Below are 25625 nucleotides of genomic sequence, written 5' to 3'. Positions count from 1 at the left end.
AATGGGGAGGGAAAACAGTGACACAAGAATACGATTTGGTCATACTTGGTGGCGGTACAGGCGGCTATGTAGCAGCTATTCGTGCCTCACAATTAGGCCTAAAAACAGCTATTGTTGAAAAAGGGAAACTCGGGGGAACATGCCTTCATAAAGGATGTATCCCAAGTAAAGCCTTACTCCGAAGCGCAGAAGTTTATGCAACAACGAAGCATAGTGAAGAATTCGGGGTTATTACTAGTGAAGTTTCTTTTAACTTTGGTAAAGTCCAAGATAGAAAAAATAAAATTGTTGATCAACTCCATAAAGGTGTTCTGCATTTAATGAAACAAGGGAAAATTGATATTTATGAGGGACTTGGCCGAATCCTAGGTCCATCCATTTTTTCACCGATGCCTGGGACTATCTCAGTTGAAATGAACAACGGGGAAGAGAATGAAATGCTTCTTCCGAAAAATGTAGTGGTTGCAACGGGTTCAAGACCAAGAACACTGCCTGGACTAGAATTGGATGGAGAATTCGTTATCACATCTGATGAAGCCTTAGAACTTGAGACGTTACCCTCATCCATCATAATTGTTGGCGGAGGTGTTATCGGAATAGAGTGGGCTTCGATGCTTTCTGATTTTGGTGTAGACGTTACTGTAATTGAATATGCGGATCGTATGATCCCTACAGAGGATAAAGATATATCTAAAGAAATGCAGCGCCTCATGAAGAAAAAAGGTATTAAGCTGGTTACAGGGGCAAAGGTATTACCTGAAACTTTGATTAAAGGTGAGGGTGTTATAATATCGGCCGAGACAAAATCAGGACTGAAAGAATATAAGGCTGAAAAACTCCTTGTTTCCGTAGGTCGTCAAGCAAACGTTGAAGGAATTGGATTAGAAAATACTGAAATCCAGGTTGAAAAGGGATTCATTTCAACAAATGAATTTTTTCAAACGAAGGAATCACATATATATGCCATTGGTGACGTAATAGGGGGGTTGCAATTGGCCCATGTTGCTTCACATGAAGGAATTATTGCAGTGGAACATATTGCAGGGGGAGTCCCTTCTCCACTAGATTATAACCTCGTTTCTAAATGTATTTATAGTAATCCTGAGGTATCGAGCGTTGGGATAACGGAAGAACAGGCAATTGAAAAAGGCCATAAAGTAAAAGTTGGCAAGTTTTCCTTCCGGGCGATTGGAAAGGCACTTGTTTTTGGAGAATCGGATGGTTTTGTTAAGATAGTTGCTGATGAAGAAACCAATGATATTCTAGGGGTGCATATGATTGGTCCGCATGTTACAGACATGATTTCAGAAGCGGGACTTGCGATGGTATTGAACGCAACACCTTGGGAAATAGCTCATACCATTCATCCTCATCCGACGTTATCAGAAGCTATCGGGGAAGCTGCACTTGCAGTTGATGGCAAAGCAATCCATTCTTAATTTTATTTTTCTACGGACATAATGGGAGGTTAGAAATATATGACTGAAAAGCGTCATAAAGCGATAGGTTTAAGTGATGAGAAAGTATTGGAAATATATGAAACAATGCTATTGGCCCGCCGTATTGATGAGCGGATGTGGTTATTGAATCGTGCGGGGAAAATCCCCTTTGTTATTTCCTGTCAAGGACAAGAGGCAGCACAAGTAGGTGCAGCGTTTGCTCTTGATCGTGAAAAAGATTATGTGCTTCCATACTACCGTGACATGGGAGTAGTATTAACCTTTGGTATGACGCCAAAAGAACTGATGCTTTCCGGATTTGCTAAAGCGGAAGATCCAAATTCCGGTGGTCGCCAAATGCCAGGACATTTTGGACAAAAGAGTAATCGCATTGTAACAGGGTCTTCACCGGTTACTACACAAGTACCACATGCAGTGGGAATTGCCCTTGCCGGGAAAATGGAAAAGAAAGACCTAGTAACCTTTGTAACCTTTGGAGAAGGCTCTTCGAACCAAGGTGATTTTCATGAAGGTGCAAACTTTGCTGGGGTTCATAAGCTCCCTGTTATACTCATGTGTGAAAATAACAAATATGCTATCTCTGTTCCAATTGAAAAACAATTAGCCTGTAAAAATGTATCTGACCGTGCGATTGGTTATGGTATGCCAGGTGTTACTGTTGACGGAAATGACCCATTAGAAGTTTACAGAGTTGTCAAAGAAGCTGCAGACCGTGGACGTCGTGGTGATGGGCCGACTCTTGTTGAAACGGTTTCTTATCGTCTGACACCACACTCATCTGATGATGATGACCGTTCCTATCGTGCCCCTGATGAAGTAGCAAAGGCAAAAACAAAAGATCCAATCATTACTTTTGGTGCCTATTTAAAAGAAACGGGTGTTATGAATGATGTGTTGGAAAAGGAAATCAATGACCGTGTGATGCAGCAAGTGAATGAAGCGACGGATTATGCAGAAAATGCACCGTATGCAGCGCCGGAAGATGCATTGAAATATGTTTATGCGGAGTAAGGGGGACATAATATGGCAGTAATTTCTTATATTGATGCGGTAACAATGGCCATTCGGGAAGAAATGGAAAGAGATCCGAAGGTATTTGTATTAGGAGAAGATGTAGGTGTAAAAGGCGGAGTTTTTAAGGCAACGCAAGGCTTGTATGAGCAGTTTGGTGAAGATCGTGTAATTGATACGCCACTTGCCGAATCTGCCATTGCAGGGGTAGGAATTGGTGCAGCGATGTACGGAATGCGTCCAATTGCAGAAATGCAATTTGCCGATTTCATTATGCCGGCAGTAAACCAAATTATTTCGGAAGCAGCAAAAATTCGTTATCGCTCTAATAACGACTGGACTTGTCCAATGGTTATTCGAGCACCTTACGGCGGAGGAGTACACGGGGCACTTTACCATTCACAATCGGTGGAAGCCATTTTTGCAAATCAGCCAGGCTTGAAAATTGTTATGCCATCTACTCCTTATGATGTAAAAGGACTACTTAAAGCAGCGATTCGTGATAATGATCCCGTACTATTTTTCGAGCATAAACGAGCATATCGCTTAATCAAAGGGGAAGTACCTGCAGATGATTATACCTTGCCAATCGGAAAAGCAGATGTGAAACGTGAGGGTGAGGACATTACCGTCATTACTTATGGGCTTTGTGTTCATTTTGCGCTTCAAGCTGCTGAAAAGTTGGCGAAGGATGGTATTTCTGCACATATTCTAGACTTGAGAACGATCTATCCCCTGGATAAGGAAGCAATCATTGAAGCAGCCTCAAAAACTGGAAAAGTATTACTAATAACAGAAGACACCAAAGAAGGAAGCATTATTAGTGAAGTATCAGCAATCATTGCTGAAAATTGCTTGTTTGATTTAGATGCTCCAATCATGCGCTTAGCTGGACCAGATGTACCAGCCATGCCATACGCTCCAACGATGGAGAAATACTTTATGGTTAATCCGGATAAAGTTGAAAAAGCAATGCGTGAGCTAGCGGAGTACTAAAACACGAAGCGGGCCTTGGAGCCGAAGCTGGACATATTGGAGGTTTAAAACAGTGGCAATTGAACAAATTAAAATGCCTCAATTAGGGGAAAGCGTAACAGAAGGAACCATAAGTAAGTGGCTGGTTTCTGTTGGAGACAAAGTAAACAAGTATGACCCCTTAACGGAAGTTATGACAGATAAAGTGAATGCAGAGGTACCCTCATCTTATACTGGCATTATTAAAGAGCTAATTGCTGAAGAAGGGGAAACACTTGCAGTAGGAGAAGTCATTTGTACGATTGAGATCGAAGGTGGTGCCTTCGTGACACCTAAAGAAGTGGAGAAAACCACTGTTGCTTCTGAAACGGTTGTTGATTCCGAGGAGAATCAAGGAAATAAAGCTCGTTATTCACCCGCAGTATTAAAAATTTCTCAAGAACATGGAATTGATTTAACTCAGGTGACAGGCACCGGTGCGGGAGGCAGGATTACAAGAAAAGATTTGTTAAAGCTGATTGATTCAGGGAATATCCCTACAGCAGGTACTAATGCTGAAACTCTGAAGGACACGAAAACACAGCGGGTAACTGTACAGGAAACTGTTCAACCTGTTTCCGTACCAAAGCAAGCTGCAACAGCAGTTGATATTCCTGTTGCAGTTGGTGATATTGAGATTCCTGTTTCAGGTATCCGTAAAGCAATAGCAGCGAATATGTTGCGCAGTAAGCACGAAGCACCACATGCTTGGACAATGATTGAAGTCGATGCCACTAGCCTTGTGGAGTACCGGAATTCGTTAAAAGAAGAATTCAAGAAAAAAGAAGGCTTTAATTTAACTTTCTTTGCCTTCTTTGTAAAGGCTGTAGCTCAAGCATTGAAAGAATATCCGCAAATTAATTCAATGTGGGCTGGTGATAAGATTATTCAAAAGAAAGACATTAATATTTCAATTGCTGTAGCAACAGAGGATGCATTATATGTTCCAGTGATAAAACAAGCAGATGAGAAGACAATTAAGGGGATTGCGCGTGAAATATCTGAACTTGCTGTTAAGGTGAGAACAGGAAAGCTTCGGTCAGAGGATATGCAAGGCGGAACCTTTACGGTTAACAATACCGGCTCGTTTGGCTCTGTTCAATCCATGGGGATTATCAATTACCCTCAAGCTGCAATTCTGCAAGTAGAATCAATCATAAAACGCCCAGTTGTTATGAATAACGGGATGATTGCCGTGCGTGATATCGTAAACTTATGTATGTCTCTTGATCATAGAATATTAGACGGACTAGTATGTGGACGTTTCTTACAACGTGTAAAAGAAATCCTGGAAAACACATCAAAATCCACCACATCGATTTACTAATAAAATAACCGCTGCCAATTAAGGTAGCGGTTATTTTTATTGAATGATTTGCAATTATATCCTAAAATAGAAAGTATAATGAAATTTATAGAATATTTTGTATTTTAAATCAGGGGGTGGAACATATGAGTTTTGAAGATTTAAAAAATCAAACCTTTCCTTCGATAACGAAAAATGATTGGAAGTTAAAAGCAGAGGAATCGTTGAAGGGAAAAACGGTTGATTCATTACAAACAACTACATATGAAGCTATTACGTTGCAGGCACTTTACACACGCTTAGATGAGCAAAAAATATCAGATTATCCAGGAGGCTCTGATTTTAGAAGAGGGATTTATCCTTTAGGATATCAAACAAGCAACTGGAAGGTAGCTCAGCGAATTTCCTCCAAATCCTTCGCAGAATTAAAGGGGAAGCTTCAAGAAGCAATTGAGAAAGGACAAACAGCTATTTCTTTTGAAGTTTCTAAGCAACTTTTTAACGGCAAGGAAACGTTAAGGGAAATACTAGGTGAACTCACAGAAATATATCCTTTTGCTATCAATACAAAAGGTATGCAATCTGCACTTATTGCTGAACTAACAGAAATGGCGGTGCAGCAGGGTAATGGTGATAAAATCACTGGATACGTTGCTAACGACCCAATTTCAATGTTCGCTGAAGAAGGACAAATGTCAAATGAAGTTCTTGCAGTATGGTCAGAGGATATTAAACTGGCAAATAATAAACTTCCTAATCTTCAAACAGTCTTGATTAATACCGCAGTCTACCATCAAGGCGGGGCAAATGCGGTCCAGGAGCTAGGAATTGCAGCTGCTACAGGTGTCTATTATATACAAAGGCTCCTGGAGGATGGAATGCGCCTTGATGAAGCTCTATCGAAAATGGTTTTCCAATTCTCAATCGGCGGTAATTTCTTTATGGAGCTGGCTAAGCTTCGGGCGGCCCGTATTCTTTGGAATAAGATCACTGGGGTATATGGTGCTGAACCATCGTCTAGAGGCATGCACATAGCTGCAGAAACTTCCAACTATACAAAAGCGGTTTATGACCCGCATGTAAATATTCTACGGGCAGGGAATGAGGCCTTTGCAGCTGTACTTGGCGGAGTTCAGTATTTGCACGTAACACCATTTGATGACATTACTGGGAGCACCCAGCTATCAGAGCGGATTGCCAGGAATACACAGAACATTTTGATGGAAGAAGCTTATTTACAAAAGGTAGCTGACCCTGCTGGAGGTTCATGGTATATAGAGTCCTTAACAGGGGAATTAGCTGAAAAGGGTTGGGGTTATTTTCAGCAACTAGAGGCAAACGGAGGAATTCTTGAAGTCTTAAAATCGAGCAAGCTACAATATGATATAAAAGCAATCAGCAACAAACGTCAGCATGATATTTTCACAAGGAAGCAAAGCGTAATTGGAACAAATGTATATGCAAATCTCGATGAACAGGTACCTGGGTCAAAAGAAAATAGCCTTAATAACTATTTTAGCAATGACCATATGACGATTAATTTTGAGGCGATTAAGCAAACGAGAGTTGCTGAACCATTTGAAAGTTTAAGGAAAATTAGTAAAGACATTGAAAACAAATCTGGCTCTGAACCCTTCGTAAGTATGCTTTGTCTTGGAGAACTGCGCAATTATAAACCTAGACTAGATTTTATGAAAGGGTTTCTTGCTGCAGGAGGACTCAAAGCTGCAGAAAGCGGTTCTATAACTACATATGAAGCGGCGAAACAGTTTGTAATAAACCAAAACACAAAATATCTTTGCCTTTGCGGCAGTAATGACCAATACGAGCAATATGGACATGAAATTGTTACAGCATTAACAAAAGAATTTCCTGATCGAGTGATTTATTTGGCAGGATTACCGGAAAAAGAGCAACAGATACAATGGCTTAAAGAAGGAATTAAGCAGTTTGTCCATGTGAAAAGTAATTGTTATGAAACACTTTCTATCATATTAACAGAAATGGAGGTGTTGGCAGGTGAAGCTTCAAAAGCCTGATTTCCAAAATATACCATTAAATAATGAGCAGGACTTCATCACTAAACAACAATGGCAGGAACAGGTTGAAAAGGATATTCAATCCTCCATAGATGATTTGCTTTTTGAAACTAACGAACAAATTAAGCTAAAACCTCTTTATACAACGGAGGATCGTAACGAAATCGAGCATTTAGACGATCTGCCTGGTCTGCCGCCATATACACGCGGTCCTTATCCAACAATGTATGTGAACCGCCCATGGACAGTCCGTCAATATGCAGGATTTTCAACAGCCGAGGAAAGCAATGCCTTCTATCGCCGTAATCTGGCTATGGGACAAAAGGGATTATCTGTTGCTTTTGATTTAGCAACACACCGTGGCTACGATTCAGATCATCCCCGCGTTGTTGGGGATGTCGGAAAAGCCGGTGTTGCGATTGATTCTGTTCTCGATATGAAGACTTTATTTGATGGAATACCGTTAGATCAAATGTCTGTTTCGATGACAATGAATGGGGCCGTTTTACCAATCCTCGCATTTTTTATTGCTGCTGCAGAAGAACAAGGAGTAAGTCAGGACAAGCTCTCAGGAACGATTCAAAATGATATTTTGAAAGAATATATGGTCAGGAACACTTATATCTATCCACCGGAAATGTCAATGAAGATCATTGCGGATATCTTTGAGTATACTTCCAAATATATGCCAAAGTTTAATAGTATCAGTATTTCCGGCTATCATATGCAGGAAGCCGGTGCGCCAGCTGATCTTGAACTGGCATATACACTCGCTGATGGGCTGGAGTATGTAAGAACGGGGCTAAAAGCAGGAATTGAAATCGATAAATTTGCACCGAGATTATCTTTCTTCTGGGCAGTGGGAATGAATTATTTTATGGAAGTCGCCAAGATGCGGGCAGCTCGTTTGATATGGGCAAAGATGATTCAATCGTTTGAGCCGAAAAACAAGAAATCGTTGGCCCTTAGAACCCATTCGCAAACCTCTGGATGGAGCTTGACGGAGCAGGACCCGTTTAATAATGTTATTCGAACACTGCTTGAAGCACATGCGGCAGCAATGGGGCATACCCAATCACTCCATACTAATGCCTTAGATGAGGCGATTGCTTTACCAACCGACTTCTCTGCTCGAATAGCCAGAAATACACAGCTGTTCCTTCAGGAAGAGTCAGGGATAACGAAGGTAATTGATCCATGGGCTGGATCCTACTATGTGGAAAAACTCACTGATGAATTGGTGCAGCGTGCATGGACGCATATTGAGGAAATTGAAAAGCTAGGCGGCATGGCAAAGGCGATTGAAACTGGCCTTCCAAAAATGAGAATTGAAGAGGCTGCTGCAAAAAGGCAAGCTCAAATTGACTCAGGATCAGAAACGATTATTGGTGTAAATCGTTATCGCCTCGAAAAAGAAGAAGCGATAGATATTTTAGATATTGATAATACCGCAGTCCGTATAAAGCAAATTGAAAAGTTAAATTCGTTAAAAGCTGCTCGTGATGAGAATATAGTGGAGGAAGCATTACTAGCCTTAACCCATGCTGCGGAATCAGGTAAAGGTAATTTGCTGGAACTTGCCGTTAGGGCTGCTAGAGTGAGGGCGACACTAGGAGAAATTTCAGATGCAATAGAAAAAGTAGCAAACAGACATAAAGCAATTATCCGTTCAATAAGCGGTGTATACAGCAAGGCTTTTACCAATGAAGAAGAAATTTCTGAAGTAAAAAAAATGACAGATGAATTCCTTGAGAATGAAGGAAGAAGACCGAGGATTCTAATTGCAAAAATGGGACAGGATGGACATGACCGCGGTGCAAAGGTAATAGCTACTGCTTTCGCTGACCTCGGGTTTGACGTTGATATCGGTCCATTATTCCAAACACCAGAAGAAACAGCCTTACAGGGGATTGAAAATGATGTACATGTGATCGGTATGAGCTCGCTGGCTGCAGGGCATAAAACACTGCTTCCACAGCTTGTTGCAGAATTGAAAAAGTTAGGCAGGGAAGATATTTTAGTCGTTATCGGTGGAGTTATTCCTGCGCAAGATTATCAATATTTGTATGAAAAGGGTGCATCAGCTATTTTTGGTCCAGGTACAATTATTCCAGTTGCTGCTGGAAAGGTAATCAAGGAGATTTATAAACAACTCGGTTATGAGGAAGTGGCAGAATAAATGGATGCGGGTAAGAAACCGGAATGGAGCGACCCGAATGAACCTGATAAATTTTCAAGTGTAATCAGGAAAGGTCAAGAACTAGAGTCACAGGCTACATCCATCCCAAAAAATATCCGTTTTCAAAAGCGCCAATCAATTGAGCCATCCGTTGAAGAATTATTCAATGGGGTGATAAAAGGAGATAGAAGCCTGCTTGCACGTGCAATCACCTTAGTTGAAAGTAATGCGGAGCACCATTTCTATAAGGCCCAGGAGCTTCTGAAAAAACTTTTATACAAAAGCGGTAATTCCATCCGAATTGGGATTACTGGGGTACCGGGAGCTGGAAAAAGTACATTTATTGAGACTTTTGGAACATATCTTTGTGGGCTAGGTTTACATGTTGCCGTCCTAGCTATTGATCCAAGCTCAAGTCTTAGCGGCGGGAGTATACTAGGAGATAAAACAAGGATGGAACAGCTCGCAAGAAATCCACGTGCCTTTATTCGCCCCTCTCCTACTGCTGGGAAGCTTGGCGGTGTCCATCGGAAAACGAGGGAAGCAATGCTGCTATGTGAAGCCGCAGGATTTGATGTGATTTTGATTGAAACGGTAGGTGTGGGCCAGAGTGAAGTCATCATCAGGGATATGGTTGATTTTTTTATGCTGCTTGTATTGACAGGAGCAGGGGATGAACTGCAGGGCATGAAAAAGGGGATAATGGAACTCGCTGATGCTGTTATTGTCCACAAGGCGGATGGAGAAAATAGAGGAAAAGCGGAACTAACCCGAAAAGAGTACAGCCGAATTCTTCACTTTCTGCTACCCGCAACTAAAGGATGGGCAACAAAGGCTTATACATGTTCATCTGTAAATGGAGAAGGCGTTAGTGAGATTTGGGATGTCATTAAACTTTTTGAAGAAACTGGTACTATGTCTGGAGTACTAGCAGAAAGAAGAAAGAGTCAGCAGAGGACTTGGATTTATTCAATGATTACCGATCAATTACATTACAGCTTTTTCCATCATCCTGAAGTAAAGTTAAAGCTCCCCCAACTAGAAAATGAGGTAATGGCTGGAGAAATAACAGCCGCCTCAGCCGTAGAAACATTATTTACGGCTTACCTAGCAACTAAAAAATAACAGAAGCCATGATTGGCTGATGTTATTTTTTAGATTAATGTCTTATATATTTGAACAAAGTACATTTTTACTGTTATTATGTAGTTATATAGACATACAATAGGAGTGATTTTATGAGCATGGATTTTAACTTTTTCATGAATGATGTCGTGACACAAGCACGACAAGAAATAGCATCAGCTGGTTATCAAGAGCTTAAAACACCTGAAGAGGTCGAGGCAGCTCTAGAACAAAAAGGTACGACCTTAGTTATGATTAACTCTGTATGCGGATGTGCAGGCGGTATAGCGCGTCCTGCAGCAGCACATGCACTTCATTATGATAAACGTCCCGATAATCTGGTTACTGTTTTTGCTGGACAAGATAAAGAAGCAACTGAAAAGGCAAGAAGTTATTTTACTGGCTATCCGCCATCCTCGCCATCCTTTGCTTTATTAAAAGATGGAAAGATCGTCTCCATGGTTGAGAGGCATCAAATTGAAGGCTATGATCCAGCAACAGTTGTATCAAAGCTTCAAAATGAATTCGAAGAACACTGCGAAGAGCTTTAATATTTGAACGCAAAAAGGGCGAATCTCTTTATGGAGATTTGCTTTTTTTTATGAAAAATAATATTTTAAAAAAACGTAAATGAATTTTTAAAAATATACTTGCATAATTATAAAGCTGTGTTAAAATTCATTAATATGAATAATTATTAATTATTTAATGCATTTTTACTAGAAAAATAGTAAACAGAAATTCAAAAAGAAGAATAATTAATATTCTGAAAATTATAGGAGGAAAACAAAATGAAAAAAGCGGTTATCTTATTTATGACAATGATATTATTAGCTGGTTTACTAGCTGGATGCGGTACAAGTGAAGAGGATAAAACAGGTGAAAAAACTGATGATAACAAGGTTTTAGTGATGGCGACCTCTGCAGATTATCCGCCGTTTGAATATATCGAAACAGGTAAAAGCGACGATATAATTGGTTTTGATGTTGACTTAGCAAAAGCAATTGCTGCAAAGCTTGGATATGAAGTTCAAGTAAAAGACATGGATTTCGGCGGATTGGTTCAATCACTGAAATCTGGTCAAGCCGATTTTGTCTTAGCAGGAATGACTCCAACAGAAAAACGTAAGAAAAATGTTGATTTCAGTGACATTTATTATACAGCCCAGCACATGATTATTTCTAAAAAAGACAGTGGAATTGAAACGCTTGAAGATTTAGAAGGAAAAACAGTGGGAGTACAACTTGGTTCAATTCAAGAAGGAAAAGCCGAAGAAATTAATGAAAAGGTTGCAATTAAAGTTGAAAACCGTAATCGTATCCCTGAACTTATTCAAGAGATGAAGGCTGGCCGTTTTGATGCAGCTATCATTGAAGATACGGTAGCAAAGGGTTATTTTGAAAATGAAAAAGATCTAAAAGGCTTTACTATTAGTGATGATCCAGAAGAAGCAGGTTCTGCGATTGCATTCCCGAAAAATAGCGAACTTACTGAGCAATTCAACAAAGAGTTACAAGCAATGAAGGAAAACGGCGAACTGCAAGAATTGGTTGTAAAATGGTTTGGCGGGGAAGAGTAAGTAAAAAAACAAAAGACGTTCGGAAGCCTAGTTGCTTCTGAGCGTCTTTGAAATTGTAAAGAGAGGACGGGTAATGAATGAACTTAGATTTTGCACAATTCATTCCTTCCATGCCATTTATATTAGAGGGAATATACGTCACACTTAAAATTGTCATTTTAGCAGGAATTATTGGATTTATTCTTGGTATTATCTTATCTTTATTCAAAATTAGCTCCATTAAATTTCTCGGCTGGTTTGCTGATGCCTATACATCTATTTTCCGCGGTACGCCGTTGGTTTTACAGCTAATGTTAATTTACTATGGCTCTCCGCAGTTAACAGGGTTTCAGATTGAACCGTATACGGCGGCAATTTTAGCGTTTGCACTAAATTCAGGTGCATACATATCTGAAATAATCAGGGCAGGTATTCTCGCGATTGATAAGGGGCAACAAGAAGCAGCAATGGCCTTAGGAGTCCCCTACTGGAAAATGATGTGGGATATTATTCTGCCGCAGGCACTGAAAAATATTTTGCCGGCATTAATGAACGAATTCATTTCTCTAACAAAGGAATCTGCGATTGTGACCACCATTGGTGTTATGGATATTATGCGCCGTTCTTACCAGGTAGGGGCTGAAAATTACTCGTTTTTCGAACCGTTGTTGATTGCAGGCCTCATCTATTACTTAATGGTCATTACATTGACCTTCTTAGGAAAAGCGCTTGAAAGGAGAATGAGACGCAGTGATTAAGGTAGAAAACTTGCATAAAAGCTTTGGAAAACTTGAAGTATTAAAAGGGATATCAACAACCATCCACTCTGGGGAAGTCGTTGCGATTATCGGCCCATCCGGGTCAGGAAAGTCCACCTTCCTCCGCTGCATGAATTTTCTCGAAACTCCAACAAGCGGAACAATTTTGATTGCTGATCAAAATATTACCGATAAAAAGACGAATATTATGAAGGTGCGGCAACAAGTGGGGATGGTTTTTCAACATTTTCATTTGTTCCCGCATAAAACCGTCATGCAAAATCTGACGTATGCTCCGATTAATGTAAAAGGATTATCGAAAGATGAAGCGGAGAAGGTAGCAGGTGATCTTTTAGATAGGGTTGGACTGCGTGACAAAGCGGATGAATATCCGACAAGATTATCTGGCGGGCAAAAGCAGCGTGTTGCCATTGCACGTGCGTTAGCGATGGAGCCTGAGGTTATGCTATTTGATGAACCAACCTCGGCGCTAGACCCTGAAATGGTAAAGGAAGTATTAGATGTTATGAAATCACTTGCCCATACAGGTATGACGATGGCAATTGTGACCCACGAGATGGGCTTTGCTCGGGAAGTGGCAGATCGAGTATTATTTCTTGATGGCGGATTGCTAGTAGAAGACACAAAACCGCTGGAATTTTTTACAAATCCAAAGAGCAAACGTGCACAGGACTTCTTGCAAAAAATGCTCTAAAAAGTATATGCTATCCTTAGAGATGATCAACTTGATCATCTCTTTTCATAATAAGGGTGGGGAGAATTCTATGAGATATAGTATCGGCTATAGGACAATTAAAACTGCAGTTGGAACGGCTATTGCTATTTTAGTTGCCCAGAAGTTTGGATTAGACAACTATGCATCTGCCGGAATATTAACCGTTTTATGCATTCAGGCAACAAAAAGAGAATCCTTAAGGACTTCTTGGGATCGTTTTTTTGCCTGTATCCTTGCTATGCCTTTTTCAGCACTGTTTTTTGAAGTAATTGGATACCATCCAATCGTGATTGGAATTATGTTGTTTTTCTTTATCCCAACAGTGGTGATGTTAAAAGCGTACGATGGGGTCGTTACAAGCACTGTAATTATTTTACATATCTATATGGCTAATCAAATAACGATGGGACTATTTATAAATGAGATTGGAGTTATTACTATAGGGATTGGTGTTGCACTGATTATGAATTTGTATATGCCAAGTGTGGATAAAAAGCTGAAAGATTATCAAGGTAAAATCGAGGAAAACTTTAAGGTTATTTTTTCCGAAATAGTTTGTTATTTAAGAAATGGAGAAAGTGACTGGTCAGGTAAAGAGATTACTGATACAGCAAGAATTCTAGAGGAAGCAATAAGCCTGGCATTTAAAGATATAGAGAATCGTTTTTTAAAGGATGAAAATATTTATTTCAATTATTTTAAAATGAGAGAAAAGCAATTTGAGATTATTGAACAGATATTGCCAATTGTTACCTCCATTACAAGAACAGTTACCCAAGGAAAAATGTGGGCTGATTTTCTTGAAGATTTGTCCAAAAACATTAAACCAGAAAATACAGCGGAAATATTTATTGAAAAACTAAACGATATGAAAAAGGAATTTGAGGAAATGGACTTGCCCAAAACAAGAGAAGAATTTGAAATTAGGGCTGCTTTATTGCACTTAACAAACGAGATGAATAGGTATCTAATTATCAAGAGTTCTTTTATAGGAATCAAAAAACCATCATCAAAAGTGAATGAACCAAAGCAGGTTGAAGCAAACTAAGGGAAAAAAGGCAGGTAGATTTACATGATTAAGATGTTATCGCCAATCCTGTTTGCTTTTTTCATTTCGCCTCTGTGGCCGTTAGGTCCTAATCCGCTTCCAGGTGATCCGTTTGTTATCGTGAATAAAAGTACAAACGAACTTGCCTTTATTGACGATAATAGAGTCCAAACGGTCGTAAGTATCGGGAGCGGGAAAACTCAAGAATTAACACCTGAAGGTCTATTTACAATAACCGTTAAGGCAGAAAATCCTTATTATCGACGGAAGGATATTCCTGGTGGTGCCCCAAATAATCCACTCGGGTCAAGATGGATTGGTTTTGATGCAAAAGGTACAGACGGAAGGACCTACGGTATTCATGGAACCAACCAGCCAGCTTCCATAGGGAAATATGTATCACAAGGCTGCATCCGTACACATAACGAGGTCATCACTTCTCTCTATCCATTAATACCATTAGGTACAAAGATATTAGTTATCTCATCGAAGAAGTCATTTGAAAGACTTGCAAAAGAGATCGGTGCGATTAGTAACGAATGAATAAGAAAAGGGACTGTCACATGACAGTCCCTTTAGTATTTTTAAGAAATAAATTGGCCGATTCCGATGAGAAGAGTGGAAGCAAGCATAGCAAAAAGCATAAGGTAAACGATTATTTTTCTCGTTTTCTTTTTAGACATAGTGGGTTCCCCCTTTATATTAAGTAGCTTACTATCTATTTTACACGGAAAAGCCCAAATGAACAATGGAACAACCTCTCAATTTGGGGAGGAATTATGAATTTTTTAGCGAATAATATAATAATCTGATTAATTCTAATTTTTGGAACAGAGGGGATTCGAATGATTAAAAAAGTTGATCACATTGGAATAGCGGTTAAATCACTTGAGAATACACTTCCATTTTATACTGATGTCCTTAGGCTTCCTTTGTTAGGGATTGAAGAAGTGACGAGTCAACAGGTAAGGGTGGCATTTCTGAAGGCAGGAGAAACGAAACTTGAACTGTTAGAGCCTACCTCCTCGGAAAGTGCAATTGCCAAATATATCGAAAAACGCGGTGAGGGAATCCACCATGTTGCACTTGGTGTCGAATCGATTGAAGAAAGAATCATCGAGATGAAGGAAAAAGGAATACAAATGATTGATGAGCTACCTAGGCCAGGAGCAGGTGGAGCGCATATTGCATTCATGCATCCAAAATCTGCTGCAGGTGTTTTGTTTGAACTATGCGAAAAGAAGGGAATGAAGGAATAATGTTAGACATCTATGAAAAAATTAATGAGTTATATGATAGGCGCCGGGAAGTTGAGCTTGGGGGCGGAGATGAAAAGATTGACAGGCAGCATGCTAAGGGGAAATTAACTGCTAGGGAACGGATTGAGCTTTTAGTCGATAAAGACTCCTTTATTGAACTAAGTCCTTTCATTGAGCATAGAACAAACGATTTTGGTCTTGATGAGCAAAGAGGTCCTGGCGATGGAGTTGTCACGGGCTTCGGTAAAGTAAATGGCCGGCCAATTTATCTGTTTTCTCAGGATTTTACCGTTTTTGGCGGTGCCTTAGGAGAAATGCATGCAAAAAAAATTGCTAATGTAATGGATTTAGCTGCGAAAAATGGTACACCATTTGTTGGCTTAAATGATTCTGGCGGTGCTAGAATTCAAGAGGGTGTTGTTTCACTGGATGGTTATGGACATATTTTTTACAGAAATGCGATTTACTCTGGCGTAATCCCGCAAATTTCGGTTATTATGGGTCCTTGTGCAGGTGGGGCGGTCTATTCACCAGCCATTACCGATTTTGTTTTCATGGTTGAAAAGACAAGTCAGATGTTCATAACCGGGCCTAAAGTAATTGAAACGGTTACAGGTGAGAAGATTTCTGCGGAGGATCTTGGCGGTGCCAATGTACATAACAGTATCAGCGGAAATGCTCATTTTCAATCAGAGTCTGAGGCAGAGGTATTAGATCAGGTGCGTAAGATCTTAAGCTATCTTCCGCAGAATAATGAAGAAAAGGCTCCTCGGCTGGAGGTAGAAGACGAAAATGATTATCGGCCGGATTTAACAGATGTAATACCTTTTGATACATTAAGACCATATGATGTCCGCAAGGTGATTGAACAAGTTGCCGATGCAGACTCTTTTATGGAAATTCAAAAGGATTTTGCTAAAAATATTGTTGTTGGCTTTGCCCGAATTAAAGGTGAATCTGTTGGCCTTGTTTGTAATCAGCCTAAGGTGATGGCTGGGGGACTTGATATCAACTCCTCAGATAAGGCAGCCAGATTTATTCGTACCTGTGATTCATTTAATATCCCGATAATTACCTTTGAAGATGTGACTGGCTTTTTCCCAGGAGTAAAACAGGAGCATGGGGGAATTATCCGGCATGGGGCCAAAATATTATTTGCTTATTCAGAAGCAACCGTACCGAAATTAACAATTATTACGAGAAAGGCATATGGAGGCGCCTATGTTGCGTTAAACAGTAAATCAATTGGGGCTGACCTTGTTTATGCTTGGCCGAATGCTGAAATCGCTGTTATGGGTCCACAAGGTGCAGCTAATATTATTTTTGCACGAGAAATTCAGAATAGTGACAATCCGGAGGAACTCAGACAGCAGAAGATTGATGAATACCGCGAGAAGTTTGCCAATCCATATGTTGCCGCAAGCAGAGGGATGGTCGATGATGTTATTGACCCACGTGAGACCAGAATAAAAATTATTCAATCTCTAGAAATGCTGCGCAACAAAAAAGAATCAAGACCATATAAAAAACATGGCAATATCCCACTCTAAAAGATGGGCGCTCACCTTTCATTTGATGCTCGAAATAAGAAGCGTTATACTGAAATAGTGAGTACATAAATTGGAGGGTTTGACGGATGATTAATCATGAACGTCTTTTAAGTGAATTTTTAGAGCTTGTACAAATTGACTCTGAAACAAAATTCGAAACAGAGATTGCGAAAGTGTTAAAACAAAAGTTTACCGATTTAGGCCTAGATGTTTTTGAGGATGATACAACAGCAGTGACTGGACACGGTGCCGGAAACTTAGTTTGTACCCTTGCTGCAACGAAAGATGGTGTGGATCCAATCTACTTCACTTCACATATGGATACAGTTGTTCCTGCAAAAGGAGTAAAACCATCGATTAAAGACGGCTATGTCGTTACAGATGGTACGACTATTTTAGGAGCGGATGATAAAGCAGGCTTAGCGGTTATGTTTGAAACGATTCGCGTATTAAAAGAACAAAATATTCCTCATGGTATGATCCAATTTGTTATTACAGTTGGTGAAGAATCAGGTCTTGTTGGGGCGAAGGCTCTTGACTCATCATTAATGAAGGCTAAGTATGGTTATGCCCTCGACAGCGATGGTTTAGTAGGAAATGTCGTCGTTGCTGCTCCGACGCAAGCTAAAATAAAAACGGTTATATACGGGAAAACAGCACATGCTGGTGTTGCCCCTGAAAAGGGAATTTCTGCGATTACGATTGCTGCTAAATCGATTGCGAAAATGCCATTAGGTCGAATTGACTCTGAAACAACTGCAAATATTGGTCGCTTTGAAGGGGGCACGCAAACAAACATCGTTTGTGACCACGTTGAGATATTAGCTGAGGCACGCTCGCTTATTCCTGAAAAAATGGAAGCACAGGTTAGCAAAATGAAAGAAGCGTTTGAATCAGTTGCTGCTGAAATGGGAGGCAGAGCTGAAGTGGACGTTGAAGTCATGTACCCTGGTTTCAAATTCGGCGAAGGCGACTTAGTTGTTGAACTCGCGCGCAAGGCAGCTGCAAAAATTGGCCGCAGCTGTGAATTACAGCAAAGCGGCGGCGGCAGTGATGCGAACGTCATTGCTGGTTTCAACATTCCTACCGTAAACCTTGCTGTTGGCTATGAAGATATCCATACAACAAATGAACGGATGCCAATCGAAGAGTTAAACAAATTAGCTGAGATGACCGTTGCGATTATCGAGGAAGTTACCAATCAATAATGAAACTTTGAAGGAGAGCCATTGGTTCTCCTTTTGTTATACTTAAAGTACCATTTTAATTTTAGAGATCTGCGATTCATTAAGGAGAGAAACCTATATGAAGGAAATGTACCCGAAAAAGGGAAGGGTTATTTTACATGTTGATATGAATAGCTTCTATGCGTCGGTTGAGATGGCGTACGATCCGACACTTAAAGGGAAACCTCTTGCCATAGCTGGGAATGTAGAGGAGAGGCGGGGGATTATCGTCACCTGCAGCTACGAAGCGAGAAAATTTGGCGTGAAAACGACAATGCCACTCTGGGAGGCGAAAAAACTATGCCCGCAGTTAATTGTAAAAAAGCCAAATTTCGATCGGTACCGTGCAGCATCTATTGCTATGTTTGAGATACTAAGGAACTATACAGAACTTGTTGAACCTGTATCTATTGATGAGGGGTATTTAGATATTACAGGGTCCTTTGAGCTGGGAAGCCCAATAGAAATCGCACAAAGTATTCAAAAAAGAGTTCTTGAACAGCTAGATTTACCGTGCAGTATTGGGATTGCACCTAATAAATTTCTGGCAAAAACAGCCTCTGATATGAAAAAACCAATGGGGATTACGATTCTTCGCAAGCGCGATATCTCTAAACTGTTGTGGCCGTTATCCACCAATGAGATGCATGGTATCGGAAAAAAGACGGCTGAAAAGCTGACAACAATTGGAATCCATACGATTGGTGATTTAGCGGAAGGCAATGAGATACAACTCAAATCCCTGCTGGGAATAAATGGAATTCGAATAAAAGAGCGGGCAAACGGAATCGATAACCGAGTGGTTGACCCGGAATCGGTGTCCGAGTTTAAAAGTATTGGAAACTCGACAACACTTCCACGTGATACCAGTAACCAACAGGAGCTATTTCGTATATTAGATTCATTGTCAGAAACCGTATCTGTCAGACTAAAACGAAAAAATGTCCTTGCAACTACATTAGGAATTACCATTCGCTTTAAAGATAGAAAAACGATTACTAGAAGCAAAAAACTCGCTAATCCAATTAACCAAAAGGAAGATATCGGTACAATGGCTAAGCAGATTTTTCTGAATTCATGGAATGGAAATCCTGTTCGCTTGTTAGGAATAACCGGATATGATCTCATCGAACAGGACCATGCCTATAAACAGCTTGATTTATTTTCGTTTGAAAAAGATGCAAAGAAAGAACCCTTAAATAAAATTATTTCGAGCCTTCGTGAAAAGTATGGGGAAAATATTATTGAAAATGCTGGGACGCATAAGGTAGATTCTGCAGACAATATTGGCACAGGAACTAGCTTCAATAAAGACTTTTTACGTTCGTTTCCTAAAAGTAATAAAGAAGAAGACTAAAAAAGCTCACGCTTTGTCAAAACAATGCGGAGCTTTTTCATCTGTTATTTACATATATCAACCTCTAAATTCTTAACAGGCCACCAAAAGAAACCATCTTTCTCTAACAGCTCGTCCGCTGCCTTTGGCCCTGTTGTTCCAGATACATAATTTGGAAAGTTAACCGATTTTGTGTTTTCCCAGACATCAGAGATTTTATCAACAAACGCCCAAGAGTAAGCGACTTCATCCCAATGGGTGAAGTTTGTTGCATCACCCCGTAAACAATCATAAAGCAGCTTTTCATACCCTTCAGGAGTATTCATGGCTTGGATTCCTGTATTGGCAAAACTCAGCTTTACCTCCTGTGCGTCAAGGTGGCCGCCAGCCTTCTTCGCGTTTAGATGCAAGGTGATTCCTTCCTCAGGCTGAATATGAATGACAAGCAGATTCGGATTTACCTTTTTTTCTGGCTGATAATATAGATTCATTGGAATGTCTTTAAACTGAACAACAATTTTTGTAGACTTTGTTGTCATTCTTTTTCCAGTTCGAATATAAAAAGGAACACCAGCCCATCTGAAATTATCAATCATAATTTTCCCAGCAACAAATGTCTCTGTATTGGACTCTTTGTCCACCATTGGTTCAGCACGGTACTCGGGTACTTGTTCATCGGTTACAGTCCCAGCACCATATTGACCGCGTACAAAATAGTCATTTATCTCGTTGCTTTCAACCCTTCGCAGTGATCGAAAAACTCTTACTTTTTCTGAACGAACTTCGTCAGTCGTTAATCGAATTGGAGGTTCCATCGCTAGTAGAGCAACCATTTGCATCATATGGTTTTGTACCATATCCCGTAAAGCACCGCTCGTTTCGTAGTAGCGACCTCGCTCTTCGACACCAAGTATTTCACTTGAGGTTATTTGAATATTAGAGATATAGCGGTTATTCCATAAAGGTTCAAAAATGGCGTTGGCGAAACGAATGACTTCGATGTTTCGGACCATTTCCTTCCCTAAATAATGATCAATCCGATATACCTCTTCTTCCGAAAATGCTGTTCGAATTTGTTGATTTAACTCTTTCGCAGACTCTAAGCTTTTCCCGAACGGTTTTTCAATTACCAGACGTTTAAATCCTTTTACCTCCGTTAACCCATCTGATTTCAAATGTAAAGCAATTGGCCCAAAGAATTCGGGTGCCATAGCAAGATAAAATATACGGTTTCCTTCCAGGTTGTAATTCTCATCAATTTGATTAGCTAAATTTCTTAAGGCAACGTATGAGCTAGAATCTGTTACATCATGTGAATGATAGTAAAAGTAAGAAATGAACTCATCAATATTTTCTTTATCTCCTAATGCATTAATAACAGAATCTTTTACAGATTTCTGGAAGCCATCATTTGTAAGCGGTCTTCTAGCAACACCAATAACAGCGAATTTCTTTAATCTCCCTCGCTCAAATAACCTGTAAAGGGAAGGAAATAGCTTACGAATAGCTAAATCACCTGTCGCACCAAATATCATTATTAATGTAGTCTTATTGTCGGGCTGTTTCACATAAATACCTCTCTTTGTATGTATTCCTATCTTTTCAATATAGATTTTGCTAAAAGTATCTTAAGCATGTATGAACTTAGATATTCCCTTTAAACAGTAAACAACCTAAAGAGCAATATTACAAGTAATATGCTATATTATTATACAAATAAGGAGCAAGAATTAGAAAGGGGCTTTATTGTGGATATTTATTTTTTAGGAACAGGCGCCGGTATGCCAGCGAAGCTCCGTAATGTCACATCGATCGCATTAAAATTACTTGAAGAACGTTCGGCTATTTGGTTATTTGATGCAGGTGAAGCAACCCAGCATCAAATCTTACATACATCATTGAAACCGCGAAGAATAGAGAAAATTTTTATTACTCATCTCCATGGCGATCATATTTATGGTTTACCAGGGCTATTATCTAGCCGTTCTTTTCAAGGAGGGGAATCTGAGGTTACAGTTTATGGACCAAAAGGGATCAAGCAATACCTTGAAATAAGTCTCTCTGTTAGCCAAACCTATTTAAAATATCCTTTAAGAATCGTTGAAATCGAAGGCGGGATTATTTTTGAGGATGAGCAGTTCACAGTAGAAGCACGATTGCTAGAGCATGGTATTCCTTCCTACGGCTATCGGATTGTTGAGAAGGACAGGGCAGGTACGTTATTAGCGGACAAGCTTATCGAAGCAGGAGTACAGCCAGGTCCGATTTTTCGAAAAATAAAAAATGGTGAATCGGTTACACTTGAGGACGGAAGGACGATTGTACCAACTGATTTCCTTGGTCCAGAACAAAAGGGGAGAGTTGTTACGATCCTTGGGGATACAAGATATTGCCAAAATGCCATCTCCTTGGCAGCTGATGCGGATTTATTGGTACATGAAGCCACCTTTTCGAAGGGGGAAGAAAAGCTTGCTTTCGATTACTTTCATTCCACGACACATCAGGCTGCTTCGGTGGCGAAACAGGCAGGGAGTAAGCAACTATGTATAACCCACATAAGTTCCCGGTATGATCGAAATGCTTGGAGAGAACTCGTTTCCGAGGCACAGGAGATATTTGTAAATACTGATATCGCCGAGGACTTTAAAGAAATAACCATTCCGCTTAAATGAGAAAAAGACGGCACGATGCCGTCTTTTCAATGACTATAACCAACCGCGCTCATATTGTTTCGGTCCTTCGATGCTAACATCAAGTTCTTTAGCAGCTGTACGCGGCCAGTAGGGATCTCTTAACAATACACGGGCTAAGAAAACTAGATCTGCGCGCTCATTTTGCAGGATTTCTTCCGCTTGAATTCCAGAAGTAATTAATCCGACGGCACCGGTAGGAATCTCAGCGCCATTCTTAATTGTTTCTGAAAACTTAACTTGATAGCCTGGATATGCATTTATTCTTGCAGGTACAACCGCCCCAGAGCTGACATCGATTAAGTCCACTCCCTGCTCTTTCATCCATTTGCAAAAAGTCACATAATCATCTGCTGTTAATCCTTCGTCATGATAGTCATTGGCAGAAACGCGGACAAATAAAGGACCATTCCATGCAGTTTTTACGGCTTCAATCACTTCACGTAAAAAACGATAACGATTTTCTGCTGAACCGCCATATTCATCGGTTCTTTTATTTGAAAGCGGTGAAAGAAATTCATTGATTAAATAGCCATGGGCACCATGAATTTCAATAACATCAAATCCAGCCTTTAAAGCTCGTTCTGCTCCTTTTTTAAAAGCATCAACCGTTTCAGTGATATTTTCTTTGGTCATTTCCAAGGGCGTTTTCATTTTTTCATTAAATGGCAGAGCGGAAGGTGCAAGGATGTCATCTTCTAAAACAGCCTTTCTACCAGCATGTGCAAGCTGGATTCCCGTTTTAGCCCCATGTTCCTTCATTCGTTCGACTAGTTCTTTTAATCCCGACAGATGATCATCACTCCAGATCCCTAAATCCTTCGGTGAAATTCTGCCCTGAGGAGTAACTGCCGTTGCTTCGACAATAATCAGCCCAACCTGGCCGACTGCTCTACTTGCGTAATGCGTACGATGCCAGTTCTCTACCTGGCCATTCTCATTATGACTTGAATACATGCACATTGGCGCCATGACAATCCGATTTTTTAATGTGACGCCATTAATCGTATAAGGTGAAAATAATTTTGCTGACATATGGAGCCCTCCTGCTATTTTCTACTCATCACACTTCAGTATAACAAAGGCTCCTTGTTTTTAAAAAAATTTAACTTTTATTCTTTTCCCTTAGCTCACTAAGCTTGTAAGTAGTTCCTCTCCATTCAATTCCTCCGCGTTTAAAGGTGAGAAAACTCGCGCGAATAATTGAGTAAATGAACAATAGTGCTGTGATTGGAAATACCAAAAACAGGGCAGGGGAAAACAGCGTCATTTTTCTAAGGATAACGAGATAATGAATTCCGCATAGTACTATATTTCCTATGCTTAAGAGAACGATGGTTTTTTTGGCTGAAAAAATCATGATAAATGGAAGAACGTTCGTAATAAATATTCCGAATATCGCAAAAAACACCATACTTACTCGGTAATGTAACCCGGCATATGTATTTTTTTCAAGCCCGACAAATGCTTCCTTTAAACTTCCGTACCATTCTACTTCAATCAGTTTCAGGGCCGTAACAATTCGCTGACGGTAACCAGCGCGTTTCATTTTCATTCCTAATTGTAAGTCATCGTCAGGACGCATTTTTACCTTTTCGTGGGTACCAAAAGAAATATAGGCTTCTTTAGAGACAAGGTTAAAAGCTCCAATTCCTGTTCCTGTCTTTGACTTTGGATTATTTGCAGACCACGGGCGCTTAAAATAAGAAAATCCAACCAGGAAGAACGCGACAAATGACTTAAGCCAAAAGGATTTCGCGTTCAGGTTTGGTGAGGCAGTTAAATGATCAAGATTATGCCGTTCAAAGTAATGCAGCGCTTTTGCGAACGCTTCATTTTCAAACTTTACATCCGCATCGGTGAATAATAACCACTTTCCGGAAGCACTTAATGTACCATTATATAACGCATTATTTTTCCCCAGCCAGCCTTCAGGGAGTTTTTGAATATGGATGACCGAGATGCGAGAATCCGCATCTGCTAATTCATTCATGATCTTTCCTGTATCATCGCTTGAACGATCATTGACGAGAATCCATTCGACGTTCTTGTAGCTTTGTTCCAACTGACTTAGAATACTTGATTTTATTTGATTTTCTTCATTGCGGGCTGCAACGATGACCGATAATAATGGTCCATTATCCAGGTTTTCCTCATTTTCCAGAGAATCTATTTTTCTTATACCAATCAGTCCGTCTAGGAGAAAAACAAGCCACACAAGAATTCCGATAGAAAATAAGAATGTTAGCATTCCTTACACTTCCCTGTGCCTTTTTTTCCTAGTTTACTGTAATAGCGGTGAAACATCCAATTTATGAAGGCTGTTCGCTGACTTCAAGCAGTGTACTTAATGCCGTCCCCATTTTTTTTGATTGGGCCGTGGCCGCTTTAATACAGGAAATGAATGCCTGCTGAACCCCATGTTGCTCAAGGATTTGAATCCCGGCCTCTGTTGTTCCGCCAGGGCTCGTTACCTCTTTACGTAATTGCGTGGAGGACTTACTGGATTTCTTTACCATCTCTGCTGCCCCAAGCAGCGTTTGCACAATCAATTCACTAGCCATTTGCTTATCGAGCCCAACCTCAACCGCACTTTTTTCCATTGCCTCGATCAGATAATAGATATAGGCAGGGCCACTTCCAGAAAGACCTGTTACGGCATCTAACTGCTCTTCCTCAACAAAGGAGGTCAGGCCGACTGTTCCGAAAAGTTTTTTTGTTGTTTCAATTTGGCTTAGGGAAACGCGTTCATTGATGGCAACAGCTGTTGCTGATTTACCTACCGCTGCGGAAGTGTTTGGCATCGACCGAACAACTGCCAGCGGCTTTTTTGCTAGCAGTTCAATTGTACTGATTGATACTCCAGCTAAAACTGAGACAATGAGCATATGTGCCTTCAAATGCTCACGAATGGATTGAATGGCTGTTGCTGCATCCTTTGGCTTCATTGCCAAAAGGATAATATCTGCTTCTTCAAAAAGCTCTTCTAAATCATAGGTGCTTTGGATACCATATTTCTCCCGAAGGTTGGCTAACCGTGTTTCATTCGAATGATTTGTAACCCATAGATTATTTTTATCAATTAAATCTTTTTCGAGAATTCCTGAAATTAACGCTTCAGCCATTGAACCTGCACCAATGATTGCTAATTTTTTCATATCGCCAGCCTCCTTCTATTAAAAAACAAAAAGACCATTCATCCGTAAAGGACGAAAGGTCTAGCTTCCGTGGTACCACCTTCATTAACCTTAATTAATGCAACTAAGGTTTACTCAACTCCGATAACGCCGGATATGCGCTAGGTTTTCCTAAGTGCTCCTAAGGTAGGG

At 40.2% G+C, this 25625-nt stretch carries 23 protein-coding genes; 18 read left to right on the top strand and 5 right to left on the bottom strand.

Translation table 11 applies throughout. The features are described from left to right. Positions 1–17 precede the first annotated feature (17 nt). The 13 genes from lpdA (at position 18) to NSS81_RS03810 (ending at position 14778) form a co-directional block, all read left to right on the top strand. Positions 18–1439: a dihydrolipoyl dehydrogenase gene (gene lpdA / locus NSS81_RS03870; RefSeq protein WP_342432237.1), complete on the top strand. Its 1422-nt coding sequence runs from the start codon at positions 18–20 to the stop codon at positions 1437–1439. A 39-nt stretch (positions 1440–1478) separates the two neighbouring features. Next, the gene (locus tag NSS81_RS03865) at positions 1479–2471 is read left to right on the top strand and encodes a thiamine pyrophosphate-dependent dehydrogenase E1 component subunit alpha (protein WP_342432236.1); all 993 of its coding nucleotides are present in this window, start codon (positions 1479–1481) and stop codon (positions 2469–2471) included. Between the two features lie 12 nt (positions 2472–2483). After that, positions 2484–3467, top strand: coding sequence for an alpha-ketoacid dehydrogenase subunit beta (locus NSS81_RS03860; RefSeq protein ID WP_342432235.1), 984 nt, complete (start codon positions 2484–2486; stop codon positions 3465–3467). A gap of 52 nt (positions 3468–3519) precedes the next feature. Then, entirely contained in the window at positions 3520–4812 is a 1293-nt protein-coding gene (locus NSS81_RS03855) for a dihydrolipoamide acetyltransferase family protein (protein WP_342432234.1), read from the top strand. Positions 4813–4937: 125 nt separating this feature from the next. Continuing rightward, on the top strand, positions 4938–6830 hold the full coding sequence (locus tag NSS81_RS03850; protein ID WP_342432233.1) for a methylmalonyl-CoA mutase subunit beta: 1893 nt from the start codon (positions 4938–4940) through the stop codon (positions 6828–6830). Further along, the gene (scpA, locus tag NSS81_RS03845) at positions 6811–9009 is read left to right on the top strand and encodes a methylmalonyl-CoA mutase (RefSeq protein ID WP_342432232.1); all 2199 of its coding nucleotides are present in this window, start codon (positions 6811–6813) and stop codon (positions 9007–9009) included. Before NSS81_RS03850 ends, scpA begins: the two co-directional genes overlap by 20 nt. Then, complete coding sequence (gene meaB, locus NSS81_RS03840; RefSeq protein WP_342432231.1) at positions 9010–10134, top strand: methylmalonyl Co-A mutase-associated GTPase MeaB; 1125 nt, start codon at positions 9010–9012, stop codon at positions 10132–10134. Positions 10135–10247: 113 nt separating this feature from the next. Beyond that, positions 10248–10685: a BrxA/BrxB family bacilliredoxin gene (locus NSS81_RS03835; protein WP_342432230.1), complete on the top strand. Its 438-nt coding sequence runs from the start codon at positions 10248–10250 to the stop codon at positions 10683–10685. A gap of 240 nt (positions 10686–10925) precedes the next feature. Continuing rightward, complete coding sequence (locus NSS81_RS03830) at positions 10926–11714, top strand: transporter substrate-binding domain-containing protein (protein ID WP_342432229.1); 789 nt, start codon at positions 10926–10928, stop codon at positions 11712–11714. A gap of 77 nt (positions 11715–11791) precedes the next feature. Continuing rightward, positions 11792–12451, top strand: a complete 660-nt coding sequence (locus NSS81_RS03825) for an amino acid ABC transporter permease (RefSeq protein WP_342432228.1) — start codon at positions 11792–11794, stop codon at positions 12449–12451. After that, positions 12444–13166, top strand: coding sequence for an amino acid ABC transporter ATP-binding protein (locus tag NSS81_RS03820; protein ID WP_342432227.1), 723 nt, complete (start codon positions 12444–12446; stop codon positions 13164–13166). Before NSS81_RS03825 ends, NSS81_RS03820 begins: the two co-directional genes overlap by 8 nt. A gap of 70 nt (positions 13167–13236) precedes the next feature. After that, complete coding sequence (locus tag NSS81_RS03815; protein ID WP_342432226.1) at positions 13237–14235, top strand: aromatic acid exporter family protein; 999 nt, start codon at positions 13237–13239, stop codon at positions 14233–14235. A 24-nt stretch (positions 14236–14259) separates the two neighbouring features. Beyond that, positions 14260–14778: a L,D-transpeptidase gene (locus NSS81_RS03810; protein ID WP_342432225.1), complete on the top strand. Its 519-nt coding sequence runs from the start codon at positions 14260–14262 to the stop codon at positions 14776–14778. Between the two features lie 41 nt (positions 14779–14819). Here NSS81_RS03810 and prli42 read toward each other — a convergent pair whose 3' ends face one another. Further along, positions 14820–14918 (bottom strand): stressosome-associated protein Prli42, encoded by a 99-nt coding sequence (gene prli42 / locus NSS81_RS03805; RefSeq protein WP_342432224.1) that lies wholly within the window; start codon positions 14916–14918, stop codon positions 14820–14822. 162 nt (positions 14919–15080) lie between these two features. Between prli42 and mce the strand changes: the two genes are divergently transcribed. The 4 genes from mce to NSS81_RS03785 all read left to right on the top strand — a co-directional run bounded on the left by mce (position 15081) and on the right by NSS81_RS03785 (position 19627). Then, positions 15081–15494, top strand: coding sequence for a methylmalonyl-CoA epimerase (mce, locus tag NSS81_RS03800; protein WP_342432223.1), 414 nt, complete (start codon positions 15081–15083; stop codon positions 15492–15494). Further along, the gene (locus tag NSS81_RS03795) at positions 15494–17044 is read left to right on the top strand and encodes an acyl-CoA carboxylase subunit beta (protein WP_342433924.1); all 1551 of its coding nucleotides are present in this window, start codon (positions 15494–15496) and stop codon (positions 17042–17044) included. The genes mce and NSS81_RS03795 overlap by 1 nt, the downstream gene beginning before the upstream one ends. 86 nt (positions 17045–17130) lie before the next feature. Further along, entirely contained in the window at positions 17131–18252 is a 1122-nt protein-coding gene (locus NSS81_RS03790; RefSeq protein WP_342432222.1) for a tripeptidase T, read from the top strand. Between the two features lie 97 nt (positions 18253–18349). Then, on the top strand, positions 18350–19627 hold the full coding sequence (locus NSS81_RS03785; protein WP_342432221.1) for a DNA polymerase IV: 1278 nt from the start codon (positions 18350–18352) through the stop codon (positions 19625–19627). A 44-nt stretch (positions 19628–19671) separates the two neighbouring features. Here NSS81_RS03785 and zwf read toward each other — a convergent pair whose 3' ends face one another. Continuing rightward, entirely contained in the window at positions 19672–21141 is a 1470-nt protein-coding gene (gene zwf, locus NSS81_RS03780; RefSeq protein ID WP_342433923.1) for a glucose-6-phosphate dehydrogenase, read from the bottom strand. 213 nt (positions 21142–21354) lie between these two features. On the opposite strand from zwf, the gene rnz reads away from it, so the two are divergent. Beyond that, complete coding sequence (rnz, locus tag NSS81_RS03775; protein ID WP_342432220.1) at positions 21355–22278, top strand: ribonuclease Z; 924 nt, start codon at positions 21355–21357, stop codon at positions 22276–22278. A 33-nt stretch (positions 22279–22311) separates the two neighbouring features. On the opposite strand, the gene namA is transcribed toward rnz, so the two are convergent. The 3 genes from namA to proC all read right to left on the bottom strand — a co-directional run bounded on the left by namA (position 22312) and on the right by proC (position 25454). Next, on the bottom strand, positions 22312–23331 hold the full coding sequence (gene namA / locus NSS81_RS03770) for an NADPH dehydrogenase NamA (protein WP_342432219.1): 1020 nt from the start codon (positions 23329–23331) through the stop codon (positions 22312–22314). Between the two features lie 70 nt (positions 23332–23401). Then, on the bottom strand, positions 23402–24547 hold the full coding sequence (locus NSS81_RS03765) for a glycosyltransferase family 2 protein (protein WP_342432218.1): 1146 nt from the start codon (positions 24545–24547) through the stop codon (positions 23402–23404). Positions 24548–24608: 61 nt separating this feature from the next. Then, a complete protein-coding gene (gene proC, locus NSS81_RS03760; RefSeq protein ID WP_342432217.1) occupies positions 24609–25454 on the bottom strand; it encodes a pyrroline-5-carboxylate reductase in 846 nt (281 codons plus the stop codon). Positions 25455–25625: the final 171 nt, after the last annotated feature.

It is taken from the genome of Neobacillus sp. FSL H8-0543, from assembly GCF_038592905.1.
Taxonomy (GTDB): Bacteria; Bacillota; Bacilli; order Bacillales; family Cytobacillaceae; genus Neobacillus.
Note: the sequence above shows the minus strand (reverse complement) of the source record. Positions and strands in the feature narration are given on the sequence as shown.